This is a genomic window from Salmonella sp. SSDFZ69 (assembly GCF_004010755.1).
Taxonomy (GTDB): Bacteria; Pseudomonadota; Gammaproteobacteria; order Enterobacterales; family Enterobacteriaceae; genus Salmonella; species Salmonella enterica.
The window spans coordinates 2,392,076-2,415,008 of the sequence record NZ_CP034831.1 but is presented as its reverse complement, the minus strand read 5'-3'; the positions used below and the strand labels follow the sequence as shown (position 1 = coordinate 2,415,008).

22 protein-coding genes are annotated in these 22,933 nt (G+C 53.2%); 8 read left to right on the top strand and 14 right to left on the bottom strand.

Features of this window, described 5'->3' with window-relative positions:
- Positions 1 to 92 precede the first annotated feature (92 nt).
- The gene (mlc, locus tag EOS98_RS12000; RefSeq protein ID WP_000225094.1) at positions 93 to 1,313 is read left to right on the top strand and encodes a sugar metabolism global transcriptional regulator Mlc; all 1,221 of its coding nucleotides are present in this window, start codon (positions 93 to 95) and stop codon (positions 1,311 to 1,313) included.
- Between the two features lie 125 nt (positions 1,314 to 1,438).
- Complete coding sequence (gene bioD, locus EOS98_RS11995; protein WP_000919206.1) at positions 1,439 to 2,134, top strand: dethiobiotin synthase; 696 nt, start codon at positions 1,439 to 1,441, stop codon at positions 2,132 to 2,134.
- On the opposite strand, the gene clcB is transcribed toward bioD, so the two are convergent.
- The 11 genes from clcB to EOS98_RS11940 form a co-directional block, all read right to left on the bottom strand.
- On the bottom strand, positions 2,090 to 3,379 hold the full coding sequence (clcB, locus tag EOS98_RS11990; RefSeq protein WP_126524093.1) for a voltage-gated ClC-type chloride channel ClcB: 1,290 nt from the start codon (positions 3,377 to 3,379) through the stop codon (positions 2,090 to 2,092). The two genes, bioD and clcB, sit on opposite strands and share 45 nt — an antisense overlap.
- A 135-nt stretch (positions 3,380 to 3,514) precedes the next feature.
- Positions 3,515 to 4,663, bottom strand: a complete 1,149-nt coding sequence (osmV, locus tag EOS98_RS11985; protein WP_000593092.1) for an osmoprotectant ABC transporter ATP-binding protein OsmV — start codon at positions 4,661 to 4,663, stop codon at positions 3,515 to 3,517.
- Positions 4,663 to 5,310: an osmoprotectant ABC transporter permease OsmW gene (gene osmW, locus EOS98_RS11980; protein WP_000379677.1), complete on the bottom strand. Its 648-nt coding sequence runs from the start codon at positions 5,308 to 5,310 to the stop codon at positions 4,663 to 4,665. Before osmW ends, osmV begins: the two co-directional genes overlap by 1 nt.
- A 9-nt stretch (positions 5,311 to 5,319) precedes the next feature.
- A complete protein-coding gene (gene osmX / locus EOS98_RS11975) occupies positions 5,320 to 6,222 on the bottom strand; it encodes an osmoprotectant ABC transporter substrate-binding protein OsmX (protein WP_001211193.1) in 903 nt (300 codons plus the stop codon).
- A gap of 28 nt (positions 6,223 to 6,250) precedes the next feature.
- On the bottom strand, positions 6,251 to 6,961 hold the full coding sequence (gene osmY / locus EOS98_RS11970; RefSeq protein WP_000557304.1) for an osmoprotectant ABC transporter permease OsmY: 711 nt from the start codon (positions 6,959 to 6,961) through the stop codon (positions 6,251 to 6,253).
- Between the two features lie 304 nt (positions 6,962 to 7,265).
- Positions 7,266 to 7,880: a Tat proofreading chaperone DmsD gene (dmsD, locus tag EOS98_RS11965; protein ID WP_126524094.1), complete on the bottom strand. Its 615-nt coding sequence runs from the start codon at positions 7,878 to 7,880 to the stop codon at positions 7,266 to 7,268.
- Between the two features lie 42 nt (positions 7,881 to 7,922).
- Positions 7,923 to 8,780: a dimethyl sulfoxide reductase anchor subunit family protein gene (locus tag EOS98_RS11960; protein ID WP_000534704.1), complete on the bottom strand. Its 858-nt coding sequence runs from the start codon at positions 8,778 to 8,780 to the stop codon at positions 7,923 to 7,925.
- 1 nt (position 8,781) lies between these two features.
- Complete coding sequence (gene dmsB, locus EOS98_RS11955; RefSeq protein ID WP_126524095.1) at positions 8,782 to 9,399, bottom strand: dimethylsulfoxide reductase iron-sulfur subunit DmsB; 618 nt, start codon at positions 9,397 to 9,399, stop codon at positions 8,782 to 8,784.
- Between the two features lie 10 nt (positions 9,400 to 9,409).
- A complete protein-coding gene (gene ynfF / locus EOS98_RS11950; RefSeq protein ID WP_126524096.1) occupies positions 9,410 to 11,845 on the bottom strand; it encodes a selenate/tellurate reductase subunit YnfF in 2,436 nt (811 codons plus the stop codon).
- A gap of 98 nt (positions 11,846 to 11,943) precedes the next feature.
- The gene (gene ynfE, locus EOS98_RS11945) at positions 11,944 to 14,382 is read right to left on the bottom strand and encodes a selenate/tellurate reductase subunit YnfE (protein WP_126524097.1); all 2,439 of its coding nucleotides are present in this window, start codon (positions 14,380 to 14,382) and stop codon (positions 11,944 to 11,946) included.
- Positions 14,383 to 14,538: 156 nt separating this feature from the next.
- Positions 14,539 to 14,847 (bottom strand): DUF1161 domain-containing protein, encoded by a 309-nt coding sequence (locus EOS98_RS11940; protein WP_000975516.1) that lies wholly within the window; start codon positions 14,845 to 14,847, stop codon positions 14,539 to 14,541.
- A 103-nt stretch (positions 14,848 to 14,950) separates the two neighbouring features.
- On the opposite strand from EOS98_RS11940, the gene EOS98_RS11935 reads away from it, so the two are divergent.
- Positions 14,951 to 15,661: a YnfC family lipoprotein gene (locus tag EOS98_RS11935; RefSeq protein WP_001618776.1), complete on the top strand. Its 711-nt coding sequence runs from the start codon at positions 14,951 to 14,953 to the stop codon at positions 15,659 to 15,661.
- A gap of 40 nt (positions 15,662 to 15,701) precedes the next feature.
- Here EOS98_RS11935 and speG read toward each other — a convergent pair whose 3' ends face one another.
- Entirely contained in the window at positions 15,702 to 16,262 is a 561-nt protein-coding gene (gene speG, locus EOS98_RS11930) for a spermidine N1-acetyltransferase (RefSeq protein ID WP_000199997.1), read from the bottom strand.
- A 35-nt stretch (positions 16,263 to 16,297) separates the two neighbouring features.
- Positions 16,298 to 16,639, bottom strand: a complete 342-nt coding sequence (locus EOS98_RS11925; RefSeq protein WP_001066440.1) for a DUF1283 family protein — start codon at positions 16,637 to 16,639, stop codon at positions 16,298 to 16,300.
- Positions 16,640 to 16,791: 152 nt separating this feature from the next.
- Between EOS98_RS11925 and EOS98_RS11920 the strand changes: the two genes are divergently transcribed.
- From EOS98_RS11920 to EOS98_RS11900, 5 genes are all read left to right on the top strand, one after another.
- Positions 16,792 to 17,118, top strand: coding sequence for a YnfA family protein (locus tag EOS98_RS11920; RefSeq protein ID WP_000921389.1), 327 nt, complete (start codon positions 16,792 to 16,794; stop codon positions 17,116 to 17,118).
- Between the two features lie 121 nt (positions 17,119 to 17,239).
- Positions 17,240 to 18,454: a starvation-sensing protein RspA gene (gene rspA / locus EOS98_RS11915; protein WP_000706270.1), complete on the top strand. Its 1,215-nt coding sequence runs from the start codon at positions 17,240 to 17,242 to the stop codon at positions 18,452 to 18,454.
- A gap of 10 nt (positions 18,455 to 18,464) precedes the next feature.
- Positions 18,465 to 19,484, top strand: coding sequence for a Zn-dependent oxidoreductase (locus EOS98_RS11910; RefSeq protein WP_000836494.1), 1,020 nt, complete (start codon positions 18,465 to 18,467; stop codon positions 19,482 to 19,484).
- Between the two features lie 53 nt (positions 19,485 to 19,537).
- Positions 19,538 to 20,917 carry an MFS transporter gene (locus EOS98_RS11905; protein ID WP_000192118.1) on the top strand — a complete coding sequence of 460 codons (1,380 nt, stop codon included), beginning with the start codon at positions 19,538 to 19,540 and terminating at the stop codon, positions 20,915 to 20,917.
- Between the two features lie 143 nt (positions 20,918 to 21,060).
- A complete protein-coding gene (locus EOS98_RS11900; protein ID WP_076735657.1) occupies positions 21,061 to 22,527 on the top strand; it encodes a mannitol dehydrogenase family protein in 1,467 nt (488 codons plus the stop codon).
- A 66-nt stretch (positions 22,528 to 22,593) separates the two neighbouring features.
- Here the strand turns inward: EOS98_RS11900 and ydfZ are convergent, their stop codons facing one another.
- Positions 22,594 to 22,797 (bottom strand): putative selenium delivery protein YdfZ, encoded by a 204-nt coding sequence (ydfZ, locus tag EOS98_RS11895; RefSeq protein WP_000989267.1) that lies wholly within the window; start codon positions 22,795 to 22,797, stop codon positions 22,594 to 22,596.
- Between the last annotated feature and the right edge of the window lie 136 nt (positions 22,798 to 22,933).

Here is a 22,933-nt window from a genome sequence, read left to right as displayed (position 1 = left end):
ACACGGCTAAGCAAAAAGTTGACGGCGAGTATTGAAGTGTTTCACCATAGCACACAGATTATTTCGGAGCGCGAAAATAAAGGGAGTGAGCGGTGGTTGCTGATAGTCAGCCTGGGCATATCGATCAAATTAAGCAGACCAATGCTGGCGCAGTGTATCGCCTGATTGATCAGCTCGGACCGGTATCGCGAATTGACCTGTCTCGTCTGGCGCAGTTGGCGCCTGCCAGTATTACGAAAATTGTTCGCGAAATGCTGGAAGCGCATTTGGTTCAGGAACTTGAAATTAAAGAGGCGGGCAGTCGTGGACGTCCCGCCGTCGGACTGATGGTGGAAACGGAAGCCTGGCACTATTTATCTATTCGTATTAGCCGTGGCGAAATTTTCCTTGCACTGCGCGATCTTAGCAGCAAACTGGTGGTAGAAGAGTGTCTGCCGCTGCCGTTAACCGAAGCCACGCCGTTGCTTGAGCGAATTATTACGCACGTTGATCGGTTTTTTACCCGCCATCAGCAGAAACTGGAGCGTCTGACCTCCATTGCCATTACGTTACCGGGCATTATCGATACCGAAAACGGCGTTGTGCACCGGATGCCGTATTACGAAGATGTCAAAGAGATGCCTTTGGGAGATGCGCTGGAGCGGCACACCGGCGTACCGGTTTACATTCAGCATGATATTAGCGCCTGGACGATGGCAGAGGCGCTTTTTGGCGCCTCACGCGGCGCGCGCGACGTTATCCAGGTGGTGATTGATCATAATGTGGGGGCGGGCGTTATCACCGACGGTCATTTGCTTCATGCGGGCAGTAGCAGTCTGGTAGAGATTGGGCATACCCAGGTCGATCCTTATGGTAAGCGCTGTTATTGCGGTAATCATGGCTGTCTGGAGACCATCGCCAGCGTCGATAGCGTGCTGGAACTTACGCAGCTTCGGCTTAATCAGTCGATGAGTTCAATGTTGCACGGCCAGCCGTTAACGGTAGATTCACTGTGTCAGGCGGCGATGCAGGGAGATCTATTAGCAAAAGATATTATTAGCGGCGTTGGCGCGCATGTCGGACGCATTCTGGCTATCATGGTGAATTTATTTAATCCGCAAAAAATTCTTATTGGTTCGCCGCTAAGTAAAGCGGCTGATATCCTTTTTCCGGCCATTGCTGACAGTATCCGTCAGCAGGCGCTGCCCGCCTACAGCAGGAATACGGTAGTGGAAAGCACGCAGTTTACCAACCAGGGCACGATGGCCGGGGCGGCGTTGGTAAAAGACGCGATGTATAACGGCTCTTTGTTGATTCGTCTATTACAGGGTTAACATTTTTTAACTGTTGTACAAAAATTTGCGCTAACTCAAGCTGATTGCCCTTGCCATATCTTAGACTTTCTCCACTGTATTATTTTCCTGGCTTATATTTTCGAAGCATAACGGTGGAGTTAGTGATGCTGAAGCGTTTCTTTATTACAGGTACAGACACTTCTGTTGGGAAGACGGTGGTTTCCCGCGCATTACTACAAGCGTTAGCGTCGGGTGGTAAGAGCGTTGCAGGGTATAAACCTGTCGCTAAAGGGAGCAAAGAGACTGCAGAAGGGATGCGCAACAAAGACGCGCTGGTATTGCAAAGCGTCTCTTCGCTGGAGTTGCCGTATGAGGCGATTAATCCAATCGCGTTAAGCGAAGAAGAAAGCAGCGTCGCGCATAGCTGTCCTATAAATTACACCTTGCTGTCCAACGGTCTGGCGAGCCTGAGCGATAAAGTGGACCACGTGGTTGTGGAGGGTACTGGCGGCTGGCGTAGTTTGATGAATGATTTACGTCCATTGTCCGAATGGGTGGTACAGGAACAGTTACCGGTATTGATGGTGGTAGGGATTCAGGAGGGGTGCATTAATCATGCGCTACTGACTGCGCAAGCTGTCGCTAACGATGGACTGCCATTAATTGGTTGGGTGGCGAATCGTATCAATCCTGGCCTGGCGCATTATGCTGAAATTATTGATGTGCTTGGGAAAAAACTGCCAGCGCCGCTGATTGGCGAGTTACCGTACCTGCCGCGCGCCGAGCAGCGTGAGCTGGGGCAGTATATTCGTTTATCAATGCTCGGCAGCGTGCTGGCGGTAGATAGAATCATGGCGTAACGTTCGCGAGAGCACTGACGCGACTACACAGGCAATCAGCAGACCGGGGAGTAACTGATACTCGCCGGTCATTTCACAAATCATCAGGGTGGACATTATCGGCGCATGGGTTGTCGCCGCCAGTAGCGTCGCCATACCCGCCAGCCCCAATAAAATCGCTATTTCATCCGAGCCTGGCAGCCAGAGTCCCCATATCCGACCCAGAAACATTCCAATGGATAATCCGACAAATAATGTTGGCGTAAAGACGCCGCCCGGCGCGCCAGACCCGCTGCTGGCGAGCACCGCCAGGATTTTGCACACAAAAATTCCGCCAATCAGCGAGAATAGCGGCGGGGAGAGCAAAAATGATTGTACGACGCTATAGCCGTTTCCCCATACCGTGGGCGTGAGTAACGACAGTAATCCGACAATAAGCCCGCCCAACGCCAGTTGCCAGGGCGGGGACAGTTTTAAGCGTAAGAAACTATTATGGCTGGCCGTCATCAGCCACATCAGCAATGGGCCGCACAGACCGGCGACCAGACCGGTACTGACTATCATGACGTACTCCCGCGCGTGGAGATCAACGGTCAGATGTACGGTATAGAGTAGTGAATCGCTACCGTTTAATACATGGGTGGTTAGCAGGGCGACGACGGCGGAAACGACAACCGGGCCGAGGGAAGCCAGCATTAAGGTACCGAACAGGATCTCCGCGATAAACAGGCTGCCCGCCAGCGGCGCATGGTAAGCGCCCGCCATGCCCGCAGCGGCGCCGCTGGCGATCCATAATTTCCATTCCTCACGCGGCGTGAAGCGTCGGGCAAAGCTGGATGCCGCCAGCGCGGCGAGGAGGATCATTGCGCCTTCGCGACCAATTGCGCTGCCGCTGACCACGACCAGCAGCGAGGCCAGCGATTTCACCAGACTGGCGCCAACGTCAAATTGCCCGTCGGTTTGCAATGCTTCCATATAGTCAGTGGGCGCATGGGGACGCTGTTGGTTCATTTTTTGCCACCCCCACAGCAACAGACCAGCGGCCAGGCCGCCAAGCGCCGGCGTAATCAGCCGTCGCCAGGGCGAAAGCCCCTCAGCCGCATTCACCAGACTGCCGGTGTCATTACTCAGGAAAATCCACTCCAGCAATTGCATCGCATGACGGAAGGCGGCGACAGCCAGCGCCGCGAGAATACCGATGAGCGTAGCGATCAGCAGGCGACGAAACATCGCGCGCAGATCCGGGTAAGCGTGTAAACGATGCATGAGCGGGTAAACAGGGAGTTTCAGGATAGCCTATTCTGCGGGGAAATGGCGTCAGACGCAAAAGCACTATGTGCGATATAATATTGCGTACAATAATGATATTGCCGGATAGCGAGAGGCCATCCGGCGGCAGCGTTAGCTGTTTTCGTGAATATTTAACGCCCGACGCGTGCGGCCTGAGCTGAGATAATCGGCGATGTAATCCTGAGAGATTTCACCGTTATAGCGTCCGTCTTCATCAACGATCGGCATCCAGCTGGTATTACTTTCGTACAATCTGGACAGCACAATACGCAGATTATCTTCCGCTTTGCCCGTAATACGGAAAGGATGGGTGATATCGGCGCAGATTCCGCTGGCGTTCCGCGCCTCCCGGCGCTTCACAAATCCCAGTGGCTTACCGTCGTTGTCAATGACGGTAATGGCGCGAATATCGTGATCATCCATAATGCCGAACGCCTCGCTTAACGGCGTGGAAGGCCGCGCGGTAATGGTTGGCTGTTGGTCGGTAACATCGCCCGCGGAGACCAGTAGCAAACGCTTTAACGTTCTGTCCTGACCGACAAACGACCCGACAAACTCGTTAGCCGGCTTGGCCAGCAGTTCATCAGGACTGGCGCACTGTACAATTCGCCCCTGACGGAACACGGCGATACGGTCGCCGAGTTTTAGCGCTTCGTCGATATCATGGCTGACCAGCATCACGGTCTTTTTTAGCTTACGCTGCATATCCAGAAACTGGTTCTGGATCACTTCGCGGTTAATGGGGTCCACCGCGCCGAAGGGCTCATCCATCAGCAGTACCGGCGGATCGGCGGCCAGAGCGCGGATCACGCCAATGCGCTGCTGCTGTCCCCCGGACATCTCCTTTGGATAGCGATGCAGAAATTTTCTGGCATCCAGCGCCACCATGTCCATCAACTCTTCGGCGCGTTGCTTGCAGCGTGCTTTGTCCCAACCCAACATGCGCGGCACAACGGTAATATTTTCTTCAATCGTCATATTAGGAAACAGGCCGATCTGCTGGATAACATACCCAATATTGCGGCGTAGCGTTACCGTATCCATATCGTTGGTATTCTCGCCGTTGATAAGAATATTACCGCTGCTGGGCGCGATCAGCCGGTTGATCATCTTTAACGTGGTGGTTTTGCCGCAGCCGGAGGGACCGAGCAAGACGCACATTTCGCCTTCCGGCACGTTCAGGTTGACGTTGTCGACGGCTTTTAGCGGCTGCCCCTTTTTCTGTACAAATTGTTTGGTGAGATTTTCCAGTTTTATCATTATCGTATCCCCTTCGGTGTCAGTACGACTTGCAGACGATGCAACAGCCAGTCAAGCACAATCGCCAGTAGACAGATCATCAGTGCGCCGGCAATTAACATGCGAATATCGCTGCCGCTAATGCCGTTTAACAGTAGCAGTCCCAGACCGCCGGCGCCGATCACCGCGGCAATCGCCATCACGCCGATATTCATCACTACCGCGGTGCGGATACCCCCGAAAATAACCGGTAGGGCCATTGGGATTTCGACCCAGCGCAGCCGTTGCCAGAAAGTCATACCGATGCCGCGTCCCGCTTCACGCAGACCGGGCGGCAAACTATCAAGCGCAGTATGGGTATTACGCACAATCGGCAGTAAAGAGTAGAGAAAAACGGCCGTCACAGCGGGCAGAACGCCAATACCATGTCCGATCAGCGAAAAGAGCGGGATCATTAATCCAAACAGCGCGATAGACGGAATGGTAAGAAGTAGCGTGGCGGCGCCCAATACCGGCGTTGCCAGCCATTTGTGGCGTACAATCAAAACGCCTAACGGTACGCCGATGATAATCGCCAGACCGACGGCCAGCGCGACCAGCCAGAGATGCTGAAAGGTAAGGCTGGCGAGATAGCCTGCGTTATCCAGCATATAATGTATCGTATCCATAGGCGCTCCTTACAGCAGACCTTTGTCCTGCAAAAATTGATGGGCTACCTGTTGCGGCGTGCGATGCTCGATATCGACCTGGGCGTTTAGGGTCGATATCACATCGTTATTGAGCAGGCCTGAAAGGGTGTTTAAGGCGTCATCAAGGCCAGGATTGGCTTCCAGCACCTCTTTACGCACCACGGGCGTGACAGCGTAACTTGGGAAGAAGCCTTTATCATCTTCCAGCACTTTCAGATCAAACCCTTTCACCCGTCCGTCGGTGGTATAGACCAGCCCGGCGTCAACCAGCCCATCCCGAACGGCGTTATAGACCAGCCCTGGGTCCATCTGTCGTATTTGCGGGCGATCAAGCTGCATTTGGTAGGCTTGCTGAAGGGGCTTCATCCCATCGCTGCGCCCGGCAAATTCCAGATCGAGGCCGAGCATCCAGTTGTGGTCAGGATCGTTCTGCCGGACCTGTTCGATTTTTGCCACCATTTGCGAGATGGTGGTGATATTTTCCGACTCGGCGCGTTTGCGCTGCATCGCGAACGCGTAAGTATTGTTCATGTCAGCCGGTTTGAGCCATACCAGGCCCAGCTTCGCATCCAGGCGTTTTACCGTGTCGTAGGTTTCCTGTGGACTCATGCGCTTATCGATACGGTTGAAAATAATCAGCGATGTACCGGTGTATTCCCAGGTAATATCAATTTGTTTATTCACCATCGCATTACGTGAAATCACCGCGGCGATATTGGTTTGCGGCTGAACCTGAAAGCCTTTCTTCTGCAAATACTGAACGGTCATTGCGGAAAGAATATGCTGCTCGGTAAAGCTTTTGGTGGCGAGAACCAGCGGCGCGGCCTGCGTCTGGCTACTGAACAACAGCGTTGCGGCAAGCCATCCCAACAGGTGTTTTTTGAATCTCATTTAACGCTCCTTATTGTTATTTATGCGTTCAGACGGTATGAGGGCTAAGGCGTCGCCCAAACCAGGCAAGCAGAGTGTCAAGAATCAGCGCGAATAACGCCGTGGCCGTTGCGCCGAGGATCAACGTCGGAAAATCGTTGAGATAAATTCCCGGGAAAATCAGCTCGCCGTAGCTGCTGGCGCCAATCAGAAAGGCCAGCGGCGCGGTGCCGACATTGATGGCGGTCGCGATGCGAATACCGGACAGCATCACTGGCCACGCATTAGGTAGCTCTACCTGACGAAGCCGCTGCCATTTTGTCATCCCAATCCCGTTCGCCGCTTCAATCAGTGAGGCGGGAACGGAACAGAGGCCCGCATAGGTATTGCGGACGATAGGCAGAAGAGAAGCCAGAAATAGCGCGACAATGGCGGGCGTATCGCCGATCCCGATAATCACCATCGCTAAGGCCAGGACGGCCAGTGGCGGCAAGGTATTACCAACATTAAAGATTTGCATGACATATTCAGCAAATCCTTTTGCCGCAGGACGGCTGAGTAAAATCCCACTCGGGATACCGACCAGTAAAGCAAAAAACATGGACGTAAAGACCAGCATCAAATGCCGTTGTCCGAGATACAGCAGATCGACCTGACGTGCTTTCAGCGTCTCCAGACCGATTCCCCAGATAAACAGCGCCAGTAACAGCAAAATGACGATAGTGAACCCAAGTACACGTTTTAGGGTGAGGGTGTGCATTGCGGTGTGTCTCCCTGTTTGCATGTGTTATGGCGACGTTAAGAGTCGCGTGTTGTTATGCCATGTTCCGGCAGGGTGCTTTGAGCTATAGCAACAGGTTGGGAAGGATTCCAGCGAAGCGTGATGTTTAACACTATTAAACATCTATTAACAATTATGTTTTGCCCTTATGCGGCTTAGCGTGAACATTCACGATAAAGAATTATCTTAAAAATAGAAGTGTAGTGTGACGTTGTCACTTTTTGTAGATAAAAATAGGCCGCAATGGGAGAAAAGGCAGGTAAAATCCTGCCTTTTGTGGGGATTAACGGAATAACGGTTTTACAGCGACGGGAATAATAAGTTGAGCTTGCCATTGCGTCAGCGTCAGACGCGCCAGTTGCCCCAACGCCTGATAAAACGGATGCCCGGCATGATCGATAAATACGTCCAGAAAGCGGGACGACCACGGAAACAGATGCCAGGCCAGGAGTTGTTCGCATTCATGATGACGATCATTCTCGGCAAGCCAGGCCGCCAGCAGCAACAGCGACCCAAAATGATCTTCTGGCTCGTTTTGCTGCATTTCAAACTGAATTCCGTTTTCGCGCATCCACTGACGTAGCGCCAGCGTAGAATCGCCAAATAATACGCTCTCACGATCCAGCCAGACGGAACCCCACGGCGGAGACGGCAGAGCGTAAGGGCCGATAAACAGACGCTGCCAGGCCTGTGGCAACGACTCTTCGCTGTGGGACTTAAACATAGCCGCCACAGGCGCAAGCGCCTCGGCATCAAGCGGCCACTGCGCCTGCCAGTCGTCGGTTAATAGCGCCTGAACCAGAGGAGCGGTTTCGTGGCTTTCCGGCGAATAATAAAACAACGCGCCGAGAACACGCGCCGTTACTGCAAAATCATCACGTTGTAAAAAAGTGGTCATTCAAACAATCCCGAAAGGTGCGGGTCGCCCCGCACGCATAAATTAACCTGCGACGGCCATACCTACAGTCATATGCAGGCCATAAAAAAGTCCGCGGCCAATAATTTCGCCTGCCAGCACCAGCACGACACCGAGCAGCAAACCAACGGTATGCGGTTCGCGGCGACGGATTAGCGGACATAGCCAGCAGCCTAATCCGGCAGCAAGCAAGACAATGCGCCAGACCTGTAGCATACCGTAATCCGGTGCGAGATGGCTGGCCTGTTGCACGGAACTGTGAATGGTTGAGAGAGACAGTCCTTGTAGTACGATGACCGTCACGCACACCACCAATGCCAGGCCGCTAATACTGGCAAACGTCACGCTGCAAAATGGGACGCGCGCGATGCGTAGCAGTAACGCCGCAAACACCGGGCCGCACAGGAATGCCGTGAGGAAAAAGGCCAGCGTGGTGTAGCCATTATACCAGGTTGGCACGGTATCTATCTGATAAACGAGCGTCATTGCCCAGATGAATGCAACGCCGAGCGCCATACTGACCAGCAGCCACACTTTACCCAGCACCGGGGGCATTTTACCGAGTACCGCCACCAGCCACCAGATGCCGCCTACGGCAAAGAACACCGATCCTGCGGCGATTTCATTACTCAGTGCGGAAGCGCCTACGCGGTTAAGCGAGTTAAACGCGCGCATCGGCGAGCCGAGATGCATAATCGACGCGAGGAATCCCAGTCCCATCACTAGCCACAGAAAAAACATGCTGCGCACGATGCGCTGACGGGCGATGGTATCGTCTTTTGCCGTCAGCCAGCCCAGTCCGCTAACGATTAACGCGCCGACCACGCACTGACCAAAGACCGTGAAGATCATCAACGGCCATTCATGCCATCCACTTCCCATCTTATACCTCCTTCGGATTGGCCAGATAACCGGTAGTGTCCCCGGTCGGGCGGCTGTTGGCGTTGGGTTTAATCACAATATTCGGCTTCGTGAAATGCGCGCGCGGCAACGGCGCGACGGCAGCCAGCTCTCCGTGTTTTTTACGCAGTTCGTCTATCGGGCCAAAGTCCAGCGCCCGCAGCGGGCAGGATTCCACGCAAATCGGTTTCTTGCCGTCGGCGACGCGATCATGACAGCCGTCGCACTTAGTCATATGACCTTTGGCGGCGTTGTACTGCGGCGCGCCGTACGGGCAGGCCATGTGGCAGTAGCGGCAGCCGATACAGACCTCTTCGTTCACCACCACAAAACCGTCATCGCGCTTGTGCATCGCGCCGCTCGGGCAGACTTTGGTACAGGCCGGGTCTTCGCAGTGGTTGCATGAAATGGAGAGGTAATAGGCAAAGACGTTCTGGTGCCAGACGCCGTTATCTTCCTGCCAGTCACCGCCCGCATACTCATAAATGCGGCGGAAGTTGACGTCGGGAGTGAGATCTTTGTAGTCCTTGCAGGCCAGTTCGCAGGTTTTGCAACCGGTGCAACGACTGGAATCAATAAAAAATCCATACTGGGTTGTCATCGGTTACTCCTTACGCCTTTTCAACCTGAACAAGATTACTGTGTGACGGATTACCTTTCGCCAGTGGGGAAGGCCGGTGCGACGTCAGAATGTTAATGGAGCCGCCGCGATCGACTTTGTCGCCAAACATGTCGGCATTTAACCAGGCGCCCTGGCCGATAGCGGTGACGCCAGGCAATATGCGCGGCGTGACTTTTGCCGGAATGAGCATCTCTCCGTTCTGGTTAAAGACCCGCACGGTGTCGCCGTGCTGAATGCCGCGCGCTTGCGCATCAATCGGGTTGATCCAGATCTCCTGCGGACACGCCTGTTGCAGGACGTCGATATTGCCGTAGCTGGAGTGGGTACGCGCTTTATAGTGGAAGCCGGTTAGCTGTAGCGGGTAGCGCTGACGAAGCGGATCGTCCCAACCGTCAAAGCCTGGCGTATAGGCGGGTAAAGGATGGATAATCTCATCTTTCTTCAGCTCCCACGTGTTGGCGAGGGTTGCCAGACGCTCGGAATAGATTTCGATTTTACCGGACGGCGTTTTCAGTGGGTTGGCGGCAGGGTCTTCGCGGAAGGCGCGGAAAGCGACGTAGTGCTCCTCCGGGCATTTTTTCTTGAAAATCCCTGTTTGTTTCATCTCTTCGTAATCCGGCATTTCCGGGTTACGCGCTTTGGTTTTTGCGTGCAGGTATTTGACCCACTCATGCTGCGTGCGGCCTTCTGTGAAGGTCTGGTATACGTCCGGACCAAGCCGTTTAGCCACTTCACTGAGCGTCCAGTAAATGGGCTTTCTTTCAAATTTCGGCGAGGTGGCGGGCTGACCAAGAATGACATAGCCCATATTGCCTGCGGATTCGTGGGAAATCAGATCTTCCTGCTCGGTCGGCATTAAATCAGGCAGCAGAATGTCGCAATATTTTGCCGACGCGGTCATAAAGTGCTCGATACCGACGATCATTTCACATTTACTGTCGTCCTGAAGCACCTCGTGGGTGTGGGCGATGTCGCCATGCTGATTGATCAGCGTATTACTGGCGTAGCACCACAAAAATTTGATCGGCACGTCGAGCTTGTCTTTTCCCCGCACGCCGTCGCGTGTGGCGGTCATTTCCGCGCCATGATCGATAGCGTCGGTCCAGGTAAAGACCGAAATCTGGGTTTTTACCGGGTTCTCCAGCATAGAAAACCATTCGACGCCCAGATCCCAGGTGCCTTCGCGCACGCCGGAATTTCCGCCATTTATGCCGACGTTACCGGTGAGTACAGACAGCATGGCGATTGCGCGTGCGGTCTGCTCCCCGTTAGAGTGGCGTTGCGGTCCCCAGCCCTGGCAAATGTAAGCCGGTTTCGCCGAGCCGATTTCCCGCGCCAGTTGAATGATTTTTTCCGCCGGAATACTGGTAATCTGCGCGGCCCATTGCGGCGTTTTAGCAATACCGTCGTCGCCCTGACCCAAAATATAGGCTTTATAGTGCGCGTTACGCGGGGCCGAGGCGGGCAGAGTGGTTTCGTCGTAGCCGATGCAGTATTTATCCAAAAACGGTTTATCAATAAGATCTTCGGTAATCAGCACCCAGCCGATTGCCGCCGCCAGCGCGCCATCGGTACCCGGGCGAATCGGCAGCCACTCGTCTTCGCGGCCGGCGGCAGTGTCGTTATAACGCGGGTCAATGACGATCATCCGGGCGTTGGAGCGTTCGCGCGCCTGTTCGACATAGTATGTCACGCCGCCGCCGCTCATACGTGTTTCCGCGGGGTTATTGCCAAACATCACCACCAGTTTTGTATTGGCGATATCATCCGGACTGTTGCCGTCGTTGCCGCCGAACATATAGCTCATGGCCGCGCTGATTTGGGCGGTGCTGTAGCTACCGTAACGGCTGAGATAGCCGCCGCAGGCATTCATCAGGCGATACGGTACGTTAGAATTGGTAATATTGCCGCCGTCCACGCCGGTACCGTAAAGCACATGTACCGCTTCGTTGCCGTAGTCCTTGAGGATACGTTTCAGGCTATCGCCGATGGTATCCAACGCTTCATCCCAACTGATACGTTCGAATTTGCCTTCTCCACGTTTACCAACGCGTTTCATCGGATATTTCAGGCGATCGGGATGATTCATCCGGCGACGAATAGAACGACCGCGCAGGCAGGCGCGTACCTGATGGTTGCCATATTCATCGTTGCCCGTGGTATCCGACTCAACCCAATATACGGTGTCATCTTTTACGTGCAGGCGCAGCAGGCAGCGGCTGCCGCAGTTAACGGTACATGAACTCCAGACCGCTTTTTCTGCCACATTGCCAGATGCGAGGTCTGCTGCGGCGTGGGCGATGCGGGAGAACGGAAGGGTGAAAGCGCTACTGGCAAGCGCAAGGCTACCGATAGCGGAGGTTTTCACCAGGCTTCGTCGGCTGATACTGGCCGCCATTAATGCCTCAGGGTTGGTGATTTTCATAACAGCTCACTATGCTCATCCAAAAAAGAGTTTTAAATGTTGTTGTGTTCGCAAAACGGGGAGCTCCGGGCGCGTAAAAACGTCCCGGAGCAGGCGGCTTAGATTTTTTCGATTTCCACCAGATTTGTATGTTGAGGATTCCCTTTTGCCAGGGGGGAAGGACGCAGCGTCGTGAGCGTATTGATGCAGGCGCCGTGGTCAATTTTATCGCCAGCCATATCCGCATTATGCCATGCGCCCTGACCCATCGCGCTGACGCCCGGCAGAATACGCGGCGTGACCTTGGCGGGTAGACGCACCTCTCCACGATCGTTAAAGACGCGAACCTTATCGCCATTCGCGATACCGCGTTTTTGCGCATCAAGCGGATTTATCCACACCTCCTGGCGACAGGCGGCCTGTAGAACATCAATATTGCCGTAGCTTGAATGGGTACGGGATTTATAGTGAAAGCCAAACAGCTGTAGCGGGAAGGTGCTCCGTTTCGGATCGTCCCATCCTTCAAAAGTAGGGGTATAAATCGGCAGTGGGCTTATCACGTCGCCTTCCGCCAGCTCCCAGGTACTGGCGATGTGAGCGAGTTGGCTCGAGTAGATTTCGATTTTACCGGACGGCGTTTTTAACGGATTGGCCTGCGGATCTTCACGAAATTTTTTATAGGCGACAAAATGGCCGTTGGGATCTTTACGTTTATAGATGCCCATTTTTTTTAGATCGTCATACGCGGGCAATGCCGGATCTCTTGCCTGCATTTTGGCGTACAGATATTGCAGCCATTGCGCCTGTGTACGGCCTTCGGTAAACCGCTGATACACATCGTCGCCGAGGCGTCTGGCGATTTCGCTGAGTACCCAGTAGATGGGCTTGCGCTCGAACTTAGGCGTCGTCGCCGGTTGGATAAAAATCAGATATCCCATATTGCCGGCGTAATCATTGGGGATGATATCTTCCTGTTCGACGGTCATGAGATCCGGCAGTAAAATATCGGCGTACTTCGCGGAAGAGGTCATAAAATTGTCGATGACCACAATCATTTCGCATTTCGCTTCATCCTGAAGAATTTCATGGGTTTTATTAATATCCGAATGCTGATTAATCAGGGTGTTGCCAGCGTAGTTCCATAGAAATTTGATCGGGACATCCAGCTTATCTTTGCCGCGTACGCCGTCGCGCAGGGCGGTCATTTCCGGGCCGCGCGCAATGGCGTCCGTCCAGCTAAAGCAGGAGATGGCGGTTTTAACGGGATTCTCCAGGACCGGCAGACGTTCAATGGTAATGGTGTAAGTAGATTCGCGTGCGCCGCTATTACCGCCATGAATGCCGACGTTGCCGGTCAGAATCGGTAACATGGCGATGGCGCGAGCGGTTTGTTCGCCGTTCGCCTGACGCTGCGGGCCCCAACCCTGACAGATGTAGGCCGGCTTGACGCTGCCTATCTCGCGCGCCAGTTTGATAATCCGATCGGCGGGGATGCCGGTAATATGCGATGCCCACTGCGGCGTTTTGGCGATACCGTCTTCGCCCTGGCCCAAAATATAAGCCTTATAATGGCCATTGGGGGGCGCGTCAGCCGGAAGGGTCTTTTCATCGTAGCCGATGCAATAGTTGTCGAGAAAAGGCTGGTCAACGAGATTTTCGTTAATCAATACCCAGGCAATTCCCGCCACCAGCGCGGCGTCGGTGCCGGGGCGAATCGGTATCCACTCGTCTTCACGTCCGGCAGCGGTATCGGTATAGCGCGGATCTATCACGATCATGCGCGCATTTGAGCGTTCACGCGCTTGCTCCAGAAACCAGGTAATGCCGCCGCCGCTCATGCGTGTTTCAGCCGGATTATTGCCGAACATGACCACCAGTTTACTGTTTTCGATATCAGACGTGCTGTTGCCGTCGTTGGAGCCATAGGTGTAGGGCATGGCGCAAGAAATTTGCGCGGTACTGTATGAGCCGTATTGATTCAACGAACCGCCGTAGCAGTTCATCAAACGCTTCACCGGCGAGGCGGCAGGCGACGAGCGGGTTATGTTGCCGCCTACGATGCCGGATGAATAGTGGATATAAACGGCTTCATTGCCGTAGATCTCTACGGTCTTTTTCAGGCTGGCGCTAATGGTGTCCAGCGCTTCCTGCCAGCTAATGCGTTCAAATTTGCCTTCGCCGCGGCGGCCAACGCGTTTCATGGGATAGTTAAGGCGATCCGGATGGTTAATGCGCCGACGGATTGAACGGCCCCGCAGACAGGCGCGAACCTGATGATTGCCGTAGACATCGTCGCCAGTATTATCAGTTTCAACCCACCAGACTTCATTATCTTTTACATGCAGACGCAGAGCGCAGCGACTGCCGCAGTTGACCGAACAGGCGCCCCAGACGATTTTATCTTCTTCGTTGCGCATGGCCTGCTGCACCGCCGCGGCCGCGGTACGCATCCCAAACGGTAAAGATACGCCTCCGGCAGCCAGCGCCAGTGAGCCAAGCGCCGCTGATTTCACTAACGTCCTGCGGCTAACGCCTGTTTGTTGCTTTTCTCCGGGCATCACTCACTCCATTGTCGTTATTATTTCGCTATATATTGATAACTATAACGAAATTATTAACATGCTAATGATGTAATGAGTTTACCCCTTTGGGAGTAAGGATTATTAATCCATGTCAAAGAGCGTTACCCTCCGGACCCGGAGGGCAGGAGGAGGTTATTGCGGTTCGGCGGATGAACCGTCCTGAGCGGGAGAGGTATTGGCTGGCGCATTGCCGCTGCTGGTGCGGGTATAAAGAATTTTATGCGTGTCGTTCGCGCAATGGCCCACCACCTGTGAGTCCGGCTGATCGGCCTGGTCGTTAGGAACGATAGTGAGCGTAAAATTATCCGCCGGCACGCCGTTATTGATGATACGTTGTTCAATATCGCTTTTTACTCTCTCGCACGATCCCGGTGCCGCCATCACCAGCGAGGGGGCGCTGACTAACGCCAGAGCGGCTATTGCAGTTGCGATTTTCATCATGAACTCCTGTGATTAATGACGATGTTCTAAGCTTAGCATTTTTCGTGTAAATAACTGTATTTGCTAATATGATGATAAATATCTTTTCATCCTGGTGATACGTGTGAAGAAACCCCTTTTACTGACGTTATTGTGCATGATACTGGCAGGTTGTGATAACCCGAAATCCCTTGAGTCTTTTACGCCGGAAATGGCCAGTTTTTCGAACGAATTTGATTTTGATCCATTACGTGGTCCGGTAAAGGATTTCAGCCAGACATTGATGAGTGAGCATGGCGAAGTGGCGAAGCAGGTCACCGGTACGCTTTCACAGGAAGGCTGTTTTGATACGCTTGAGTTACACGATCTGGAGAATAATACGGGGCTGGCGCTCGTGCTGGATGCCAATTATTACCGGGATGCTCAGACGCTGGAAAAAAAGGTGCAGTTACAGGGGAAGTGCCAGCTGGCGGCGTTGCCTTCGGCGGGCGTGACCTGGGAGACGGACGACAACGGTTTTGTGGTCTCGGCGACGGGCAAAGAGATGAAAGTCGAGTATCGCTATGATAGCGAAGGTTATCCGTTAGGTAAGACAACCATAAACTCGCAGAATACGCTCTCTGTAACGGCAAAACCCTCCGCGGACCCGCGTAAAAAGCTGGACTATACGGCAGTCAGCCGGGTGGATGATCGACAGGTCGGCAACGTCACACAGAGCTGCGAATATGATGCGTACGCGAACCCTGTTGACTGCCGGCTTGTTATCGTCGATGAGAGCGTTAAGCCGGCAGTGTCCCACCATTACACCATTAAAAATCGTATCGATTACTACTAAACCGGGCGCGGTGCGACTCTCCGTGACTACCGCGCCGCGTTTACTGCGCGGTGGGTTTCAGGAGCGTAGAACCGGACGTTTTATGTTCATCCAGATACTGCTGCTGGAAGATACACATGCGGATGGTGTTACGGTATTCGCCGTTAATGAAGAACTCATGAATCAGCTCGCCTTCTACTCTAAACCCGAGTTTACGGTAGATGTGAATCGCTTTTTCATTCTCTTTATCGACGATCAAATACAATTTATAGAGATTGAGTACGGTAAATCCGTAATCCATCGCCAGTTTGGCCGCGCGTGACGCCAGGCCTTTTCCCTGGTACTCCGGCGAGATAATAATCTGAAATTCCGCCCGCCGATGCACATGGTTAATTTCCACCAGTTCTACCAGCCCGGCGTTTTCACCATCGCATTCGACGACAAAGCGCCGTTCGCTTTGGTCGTGGATGTGTTTGTCGTAGAGATCCGACAGTTCGACAAAAGCCTCATACGGCTCTTCAAACCAGTAACGCATAACGCTGGCATTATTATCAAGCTGGTGGACAAATCGTAAATCTTCACGCTCAAGCGGGCGCAGTCTGACCTTATAGTCACTTGTCATACTGTATCCTTACACTTCCTTTTAGTTATCCTGCATCAGGGCGTAATAACGCGACCTGTACGACGATCCAGACACCGCAGCGTATTGGGTTCCCAATAGGCGTTGATGTTGGCGCTTTGCTCGCATTTATCGCGGTTATCAAAGGCGGCATCGGCTTTGTCCCACTCTTTTTCTGCGCGGGTATTCACTTTCTGACGCAGACTGCGAGTGTCGTTCCATTGTTCCTTTTCCATCGCCGCTTCCTGACGACTTTGTGCGCTATCTCCCGATTCAATCACCAGTTTACTGGTTTCAGCGAATGCGGAAGTAGTATATACAACGGCCGCCAACGTAAGCATTGCCGTCAGGCACAGGCGTTTGCTCAGCGTATTGTTCATCACAACATCCTTTCATTAGAGGGGAAAAAGCGGTAAACCACCTGTAAATTCTACACCAATCCTTATGCCTGGCATATACACAAGAATGGCCGGATAACCGTAACGATATTCTGTTGTATTATCACTTATCATTTCGTAACCAAATGAATCTCATGCTAAAGACGACTCTGCTTTTCTTTGTCACCGCCCTCTGTGAAATCATTGGATGTTTTCTTCCCTGGCTATGGCTTAAGCGCGGCGCCAGCGTGTGGTGGCTTCTGCCCGCTGCCGCGTCACTCGCGTTATTCGTCTGGCTTTTGACCTTGCATCCGGCGGCGAGTGGGCGGGTTTATGCGGCTTACGGTGGGGTATATGTCTGTACTGCGCTCCTGTGGTTACGTGTTGTCGATGGCGTCCGGCTCACGGTTTATGACTGGTGCGGCGCGCTGATCGCGCTGTGTGGAATGCTGATTATCGTCGTCGGATGGGGACGTACGTAACATTGCCGCGCGACCAGAACATTTTGTGATCTGGCAGCGCTTTTTACATCAATATACTTGTATGGTAGTAGCTCAGTTGGGTAAATTTCCTGCATCCCATAATGCGATGTAAGGAATAAAAATGAAGATTGTAGGGGCTGAAGTTTTTGTTACGTGTCCAGGGCGTAACTTCGTCACCTTAAAGATAACCACGGAAGACGGGATCACCGGTCTGGGGGATGCCACCCTGAACGGACGCGAGCTCCCGGTGGCCTCGTACCTTACCGATCACCTGTGCCCACAGCTCATCGGGCGGGATGCTCGCCGCATCGAAGATATCTGGCAGTTCTTCTACAAAGGCGCGTACTGGCGCCGTGGCCCTGTCACCATGTCCGCCATTTCCGCGGTTGATATGGCGCTATGGGATATTAAAGCCAAAGCTGCCAATATGCCGTTGTATCAGTTACTCGGCGGCGCTTCGCGTGAAGGCGTCATGGTGTATTGCCATACCACAGGCCACACCATCGACGATGTGCTGGAAGACTACGCGCGTCATAAAGAGCAAGGGTTCAAAGCAATCCGCGTGCAGTGCGGCGTTCCGGGGATGAAAACCACCTACGGCATGGCGAAAGGCAAGGGGCTGGCCTATGAGCCCGCGACAAAAGGCCAGTGGCCGGAAGAACAATTGTGGTCAACGGAAAAGTATCTCGATTTTACGCCAAAGCTGTTTGACGCCGTGCGTAATACGTTCGGGTTTAATGAACATCTTCTGCACGATATGCATCACCGACTGACGCCTATTGAGGCTGCCCGCTTTGGCAAAAGTATTGAAGACTATCGTTTGTTCTGGATGGAAGACCCGACGCCGGCTGAAAATCAGGCGTGCTTCCGCCTCATCCGCCAGCATACGGTCACGCCGATTGCCGTAGGTGAAGTCTTTAACAGTATCTGGGATTGCAAACAGCTCATTGAAGAGCAATTGATTGACTATATCCGCACCACGCTTACCCATGCCGGTGGTATTACCGGGATGCGCCGCATTGCCGATTTTGCCTCGCTCTACCAGGTGCGTACCGGTTCGCATGGGCCGTCCGATCTGTCGCCGGTTTGTATGGCCGCTGCATTACATTTCGACCTGTGGGTGCCTAACTTTGGCGTACAGGAGTATATGGGCTACTCCGAACAGATGCTGGAGGTTTTCCCGCATAACTGGACGTTCGAGGGCGGCTATATGCATCCGGGCGACAAGCCAGGACTGGGCATTGAGTTCGATGAAAAACTGGCGGCGAAATATCCGTACGATCCAGCCTATTTGCCGGTGGCCCGCCTGGAAGACGGCACACTGTGGAACTGGTAAGGAGCGAAAAATGAAAAGCATCGTAATCGAAAAACCGAATACATTAACTATCGAAACGCGCGCGCTTCCGCAGCCTGCGCCGGGCGAAGTTCGTATTAAAGTGAAACTGGCGGGTATCTGCGGTTCCGACAGTCATATTTATCGGGGACATAATCCCTTTGCAAAATATCCCCGTGTCATAGGCCATGAATTTTTCGGTGTCATCGACGCGGTAGGCGACAACGTCAATCGCGACCGGATAGGAGAACGGGTATCCGTCGATCCGGTGATCAGTTGCGGGCATTGTTACCCTTGTTCAGTCGGTAAACCCAATGTGTGTACCTCGCTGGTGGTGCTGGGCGTGCATCGTGACGGCGGTTTCAGCGAGTATGCGGTGGCGCCGGCCCGTAATGCTCATCGCATACCGGACAACATCGCAGATCATCATGCCGTCATGGTTGAGCCGTTTACCATTGCGGCAAATGTGACGGGGCAGGTGAATCCGACCGAGCAGGACGTGGCGCTTATCTATGGCGCAGGCCCGATGGGACTGACGACCGTACAGGCGCTGAAGGGGGTTTATCAGGTTAAAACGGTCATAGTCGTTGATCGCATTGAAGAGCGTTTAGCGATGGCGAAGCAGAGCGGCGCTGACTGGACCCTCAATAATGGTCAACATTCACTGGCGGAATTTCTACAGCAGAAGGCGCTAAAACCGACCTTGATTGTCGATGCCGCCTGTCATCCCGCTATCCTGCAAGAGGCGATTACCCTTGCATCGCCTGCGGCACGCATTGTCCTGATGGGATTTTCCAGCGACCCGTGTGAGATTGTACAGCAGGGTATTACCGGAAAAGAGCTGGCTATTTATTCATCGCGTCTTAATGCCAATAAATTCCCGGTCGTGATTGACTGGCTGAATAAAGGGCTTATTGATCCGGATAAGCTGATAACGCATACATTTGATTATCAACATGTCACCGACGCGATTGAGCTTTTCGAGAAAGACCAGCGTCAATGCTGCAAAGTCTTACTCACGTTTGCGAAATAATATAAATAATTGCGAGTAAGTGGTACGCATCTTACCTCTTAGAGATTGCCTATATGACACAAATAAAACATGAACGATCGACTCAGGATTTAGTGCGCGCTGCCGTATCTGGCTGGTTAGGCACCGCGCTTGAATTTATGGATTTTCAGTTATATTCACTAGGCGCGGCTCTGGTCTTCCATGAGATATTTTTCCCGGAACAGTCTGCCGCGATGGCGCTTATTCTGGCAATGGGCACCTATGGTGCAGGTTATATAGCCAGAATTATCGGCGCCTTTGTTTTTGGTAAAATGGGCGACCGCATCGGACGAAAAAAAGTATTGTTTATTACTATCACCATGATGGGGATCTGCACCACGCTGATTGGCGTACTGCCGACGTATGCGCAAATCGGCATTTTTGCGCCAGTATTACTGGTGACATTGCGAATTATACAGGGGCTGGGCGCCGGGGCGGAAATTTCCGGCGCGGGTACCATGCTGGCCGAGTATGCGCCGAAAGGAAAGCGTGGCATCATTTCCTCGCTGGTCGCGATGGGCACCAACTGCGGTACGTTGAGCGCGACGGCGATCTGGGCGGTGATGTTCTTTGCGCTTGAACGCGAACAACTGATCGCCTGGGGATGGCGTATTCCTTTCCTGGCGAGCGTCGTTGTTATGATATTCGCGATCTGGCTGCGAATGAATCTGAAAGAAAGTCCGGTATTCGAAAAAGTAAGCGAAGGCGAAAAATCGCCAGCGTTAACGCCTGCGTCAGAAAATACATTGGGCGCGATGTTTACCAGCAAATCTTTCTGGCTGGCTACCGGTTTACGTTTTGGGCAGGCGGGCAATTCCGGGCTTATTCAAACCTTCCTTGCCGGATATTTAGTTCAGACGTTATTATTTAACAAATCTATCCCAACCGATGCGTTAATGATAAGTTCCGTAATTGGTTTTATCACTATCCCACTCTTGGGGTGGTTGTCCGATAAATACGGTCGTCGGCTGCCGTATATAATATTGAATATCTCCGCGATTATCCTCGCCTGGCCGATGCTGTCTATTGTGGTAGATAAAACGTATAGCCCTGGCGTAATTATGGCGGCGCTCATTGTTATTCATAACTTTGCCGTGCTGGGATTATTTGCGCTGGAAAACATCACCATGGCGGAAATTTTCGGATCGCGTAATCGCTTCACCCGGATGGCGATTTCAAAAGAGGCAGGAGGCCTGGTGGCGGTCGGTTTTGGCCCCGTCCTCGCAGGGATCTTTTGTAACATGACCGATTCCTGGCTGCCCATCTTAATTATGCTGGTGCTCTACTCGTGTATTGGTCTGATTTCTGCGCTGTTGATGCCGGAGGTCAGAGATCGCGACCTGAGTTTGCCTGAGGATGCGGCGGAAGCGACAGCGGCAGAGAAGTTACGCCACTCCGCAACCCAGACGAGTTAAATCGTGTCGACGGTATGGCCGGAACGCTAATGCGGTTTCGGCCATGCTGTCCGGTCACTTTTGTTTAATTAGCGTAAATCCAAATGCACCAGGGCAGGCGTTACTCTGCGACTGTTCCGCTTTCAGAATATAGAGGTTATAAAATGCAAAACAGGCTTTTATCGGCAAAGGCGACGCTTCCTGATTACGATCGCGCGGCGCTGGCGGCGCGGATGGTCCATCTCGGTTTTGGCGCGTTTCATCGCGCGCATCAGGGGGTTTACACAGATATTCTGGCTGCGGAGCAGCATAGCGACTGGGGCTATTATGAGGTTAATCTTATTGGCGGCGAACAGCAGATTGCCGATCTAAAGCAGCAGGATAACCTCTATACCGTGGCGGAGATGTCGGCGGAAGCCTGGACGGCGCGTGTGGTGGGCGTCGTCAAAGCGGCGTTGCATGTTCAGGTTGATGGTCTGGAACGTGTGCTGGCGGCGATGTGCGAACCGCAAATAGCGATTGTGTCTCTGACCATTACCGAGAAAGGGTATTGTCATTCGCCAGCCACGGGCCAACTTCTGCTGGAACATCCCATGATTGCCGCCGACCTGCAAAATCCGCATCAACCGCTAACGGCACCGGGTATTATTGTCGAAGCGTTAGCGCGTCGTAAAGCCGCAGGCTTACCGGCATTTACCGTGATGTCCTGCGACAACATGCCGGAAAATGGGCATGTGACGCGTCAAGTTGTGACGGCTTACGCCCGGGAGGTGGATGCGGAACTGGCGATATGGATCGAGCAAAACGTGACATTTCCGTCAACCATGGTTGATCGGATTGTCCCTGCGGTCACGCCGGAGACGCTGGATAAAATCGAACAACTGACCGGCGTGCGCGATCCGGCGGGCGTCGCCTGCGAACCGTTTCGTCAGTGGGTGATAGAAGATACGTTTGTGGCGGGGCGTCCGCAGTGGGAAAACGCGGGCGCGACGTTGGTCGCCGACGTGGTTCCGTTTGAAGAGATGAAACTGCGAATGCTTAACGGCAGTCATTCATTCCTGGCTTATCTGGGGTATCTTGCCGGCTATCAGCATATTAATGACTGCATGGCTGACGACAACTATCGTCTGACCGCGCAGGCGTTAATGTTACGCGAGCAGGCGCCAACGCTGAAAGTCCAGGGGGTAGATTTACAGCGTTATGCCGATCAGTTGATTGCGCGTTACCGTAATCCGGCGCTGCGTCATCGTACCTGGCAGATTGCGATGGATGGTAGCCAGAAACTTCCGCAGCGTATGCTGGACTCCGTTCGCTGGCATCTTGCTAATCATAGCGATTTTGATTTGCTGGCGCTGGGCGTGGCGGGGTGGATGCGTTACGTTGGCGGCGTGGATGAACAGGGCAAGGCGATCGACATTAGCGATCCGCTATTGCCGGTTATTCAGCGCGCCGTGGCAAACAGTGAAGAAGGCGCCAGTCGTGTTAAGGCGCTGCTGGGAATGGCTGAAATTTTCGGCAACGATTTGCCGCAGGTGGCGCGGTTTACGCAAAAAGTGCAAGAAGCCTATGACAGTTTACTGACATATGGCGCGAAAGCGAGCGTGGCGAAATATGCCGAGCGGTTGAAATAGCGTAACAGAGACCCGGTAGCATTATGCTACCGGGAAGGCCGGAGCGGTTCTTAGCGGCCAGTGGTATCAGTTCATGCCAAGACGAATCAGTTCGACCGGCGCGAATTTACCTTCACAACCTTCGACAATCACCGTTTTGCCGCGGCGAATTTGACCTGCATCCAGACCTTCGCTCTCAATGGCTTTGATAATCCCGGTATGACCCGTGCCGCTTATCATGACCCGGCTACCGGTAGTGATTGCGTTACGGTTACGATCGTATGTCATCATGGTGTTTTCTCCTTTCAAACTTACAGCCAAAGCCCGCAGGTTTCCCCGCATGACGGGCGACATATAAATACGCTTATCGTTGCGAATTTTTTTTGTTTTTGATCAAGCTCACGGCTTTTTAGGCGGGAATGTGCAG

Coding starts and splice junctions, on each gene's coding strand:
- rspA (WP_000706270.1), top strand. CDS start 17,240: ATGAAGATTGTAGGGGCTGAAGTTTTTGTTACGTGTCCAGGGCGTAAC.
- osmY (WP_000557304.1), bottom strand. CDS start 6,961: ATGCACACCCTCACCCTAAAACGTGTACTTGGGTTCACTATCGTCATT.
- EOS98_RS11925 (WP_001066440.1), bottom strand. CDS start 16,639: ATGAACAATACGCTGAGCAAACGCCTGTGCCTGACGGCAATGCTTACG.
- osmV (WP_000593092.1), bottom strand. CDS start 4,663: ATGATAAAACTGGAAAATCTCACCAAACAATTTGTACAGAAAAAGGGG.
- ynfE (WP_126524097.1), bottom strand. CDS start 14,382: ATGCCCGGAGAAAAGCAACAAACAGGCGTTAGCCGCAGGACGTTAGTG.
- dmsD (WP_126524094.1), bottom strand. CDS start 7,880: ATGACCACTTTTTTACAACGTGATGATTTTGCAGTAACGGCGCGTGTT.
- osmW (WP_000379677.1), bottom strand. CDS start 5,310: ATGGATACGATACATTATATGCTGGATAACGCAGGCTATCTCGCCAGC.
- EOS98_RS11920 (WP_000921389.1), top strand. CDS start 16,792: ATGCTAAAGACGACTCTGCTTTTCTTTGTCACCGCCCTCTGTGAAATC.
- EOS98_RS11960 (WP_000534704.1), bottom strand. CDS start 8,780: ATGGGAAGTGGATGGCATGAATGGCCGTTGATGATCTTCACGGTCTTT.
- bioD (WP_000919206.1), top strand. CDS start 1,439: ATGCTGAAGCGTTTCTTTATTACAGGTACAGACACTTCTGTTGGGAAG.
- dmsB (WP_126524095.1), bottom strand. CDS start 9,399: ATGACAACCCAGTATGGATTTTTTATTGATTCCAGTCGTTGCACCGGT.
- EOS98_RS11910 (WP_000836494.1), top strand. CDS start 18,465: ATGAAAAGCATCGTAATCGAAAAACCGAATACATTAACTATCGAAACG.
- osmX (WP_001211193.1), bottom strand. CDS start 6,222: ATGAGATTCAAAAAACACCTGTTGGGATGGCTTGCCGCAACGCTGTTG.
- speG (WP_000199997.1), bottom strand. CDS start 16,262: ATGACAAGTGACTATAAGGTCAGACTGCGCCCGCTTGAGCGTGAAGAT.
- clcB (WP_126524093.1), bottom strand. CDS start 3,379: ATGCATCGTTTACACGCTTACCCGGATCTGCGCGCGATGTTTCGTCGC.
- ynfF (WP_126524096.1), bottom strand. CDS start 11,845: ATGAAAATCACCAACCCTGAGGCATTAATGGCGGCCAGTATCAGCCGA.
- EOS98_RS11940 (WP_000975516.1), bottom strand. CDS start 14,847: ATGATGAAAATCGCAACTGCAATAGCCGCTCTGGCGTTAGTCAGCGCC.
- EOS98_RS11905 (WP_000192118.1), top strand. CDS start 19,538: ATGACACAAATAAAACATGAACGATCGACTCAGGATTTAGTGCGCGCT.
- EOS98_RS11900 (WP_076735657.1), top strand. CDS start 21,061: ATGCAAAACAGGCTTTTATCGGCAAAGGCGACGCTTCCTGATTACGAT.
- ydfZ (WP_000989267.1), bottom strand. CDS start 22,797: ATGATGACATACGATCGTAACCGTAACGCAATCACTACCGGTAGCCGG.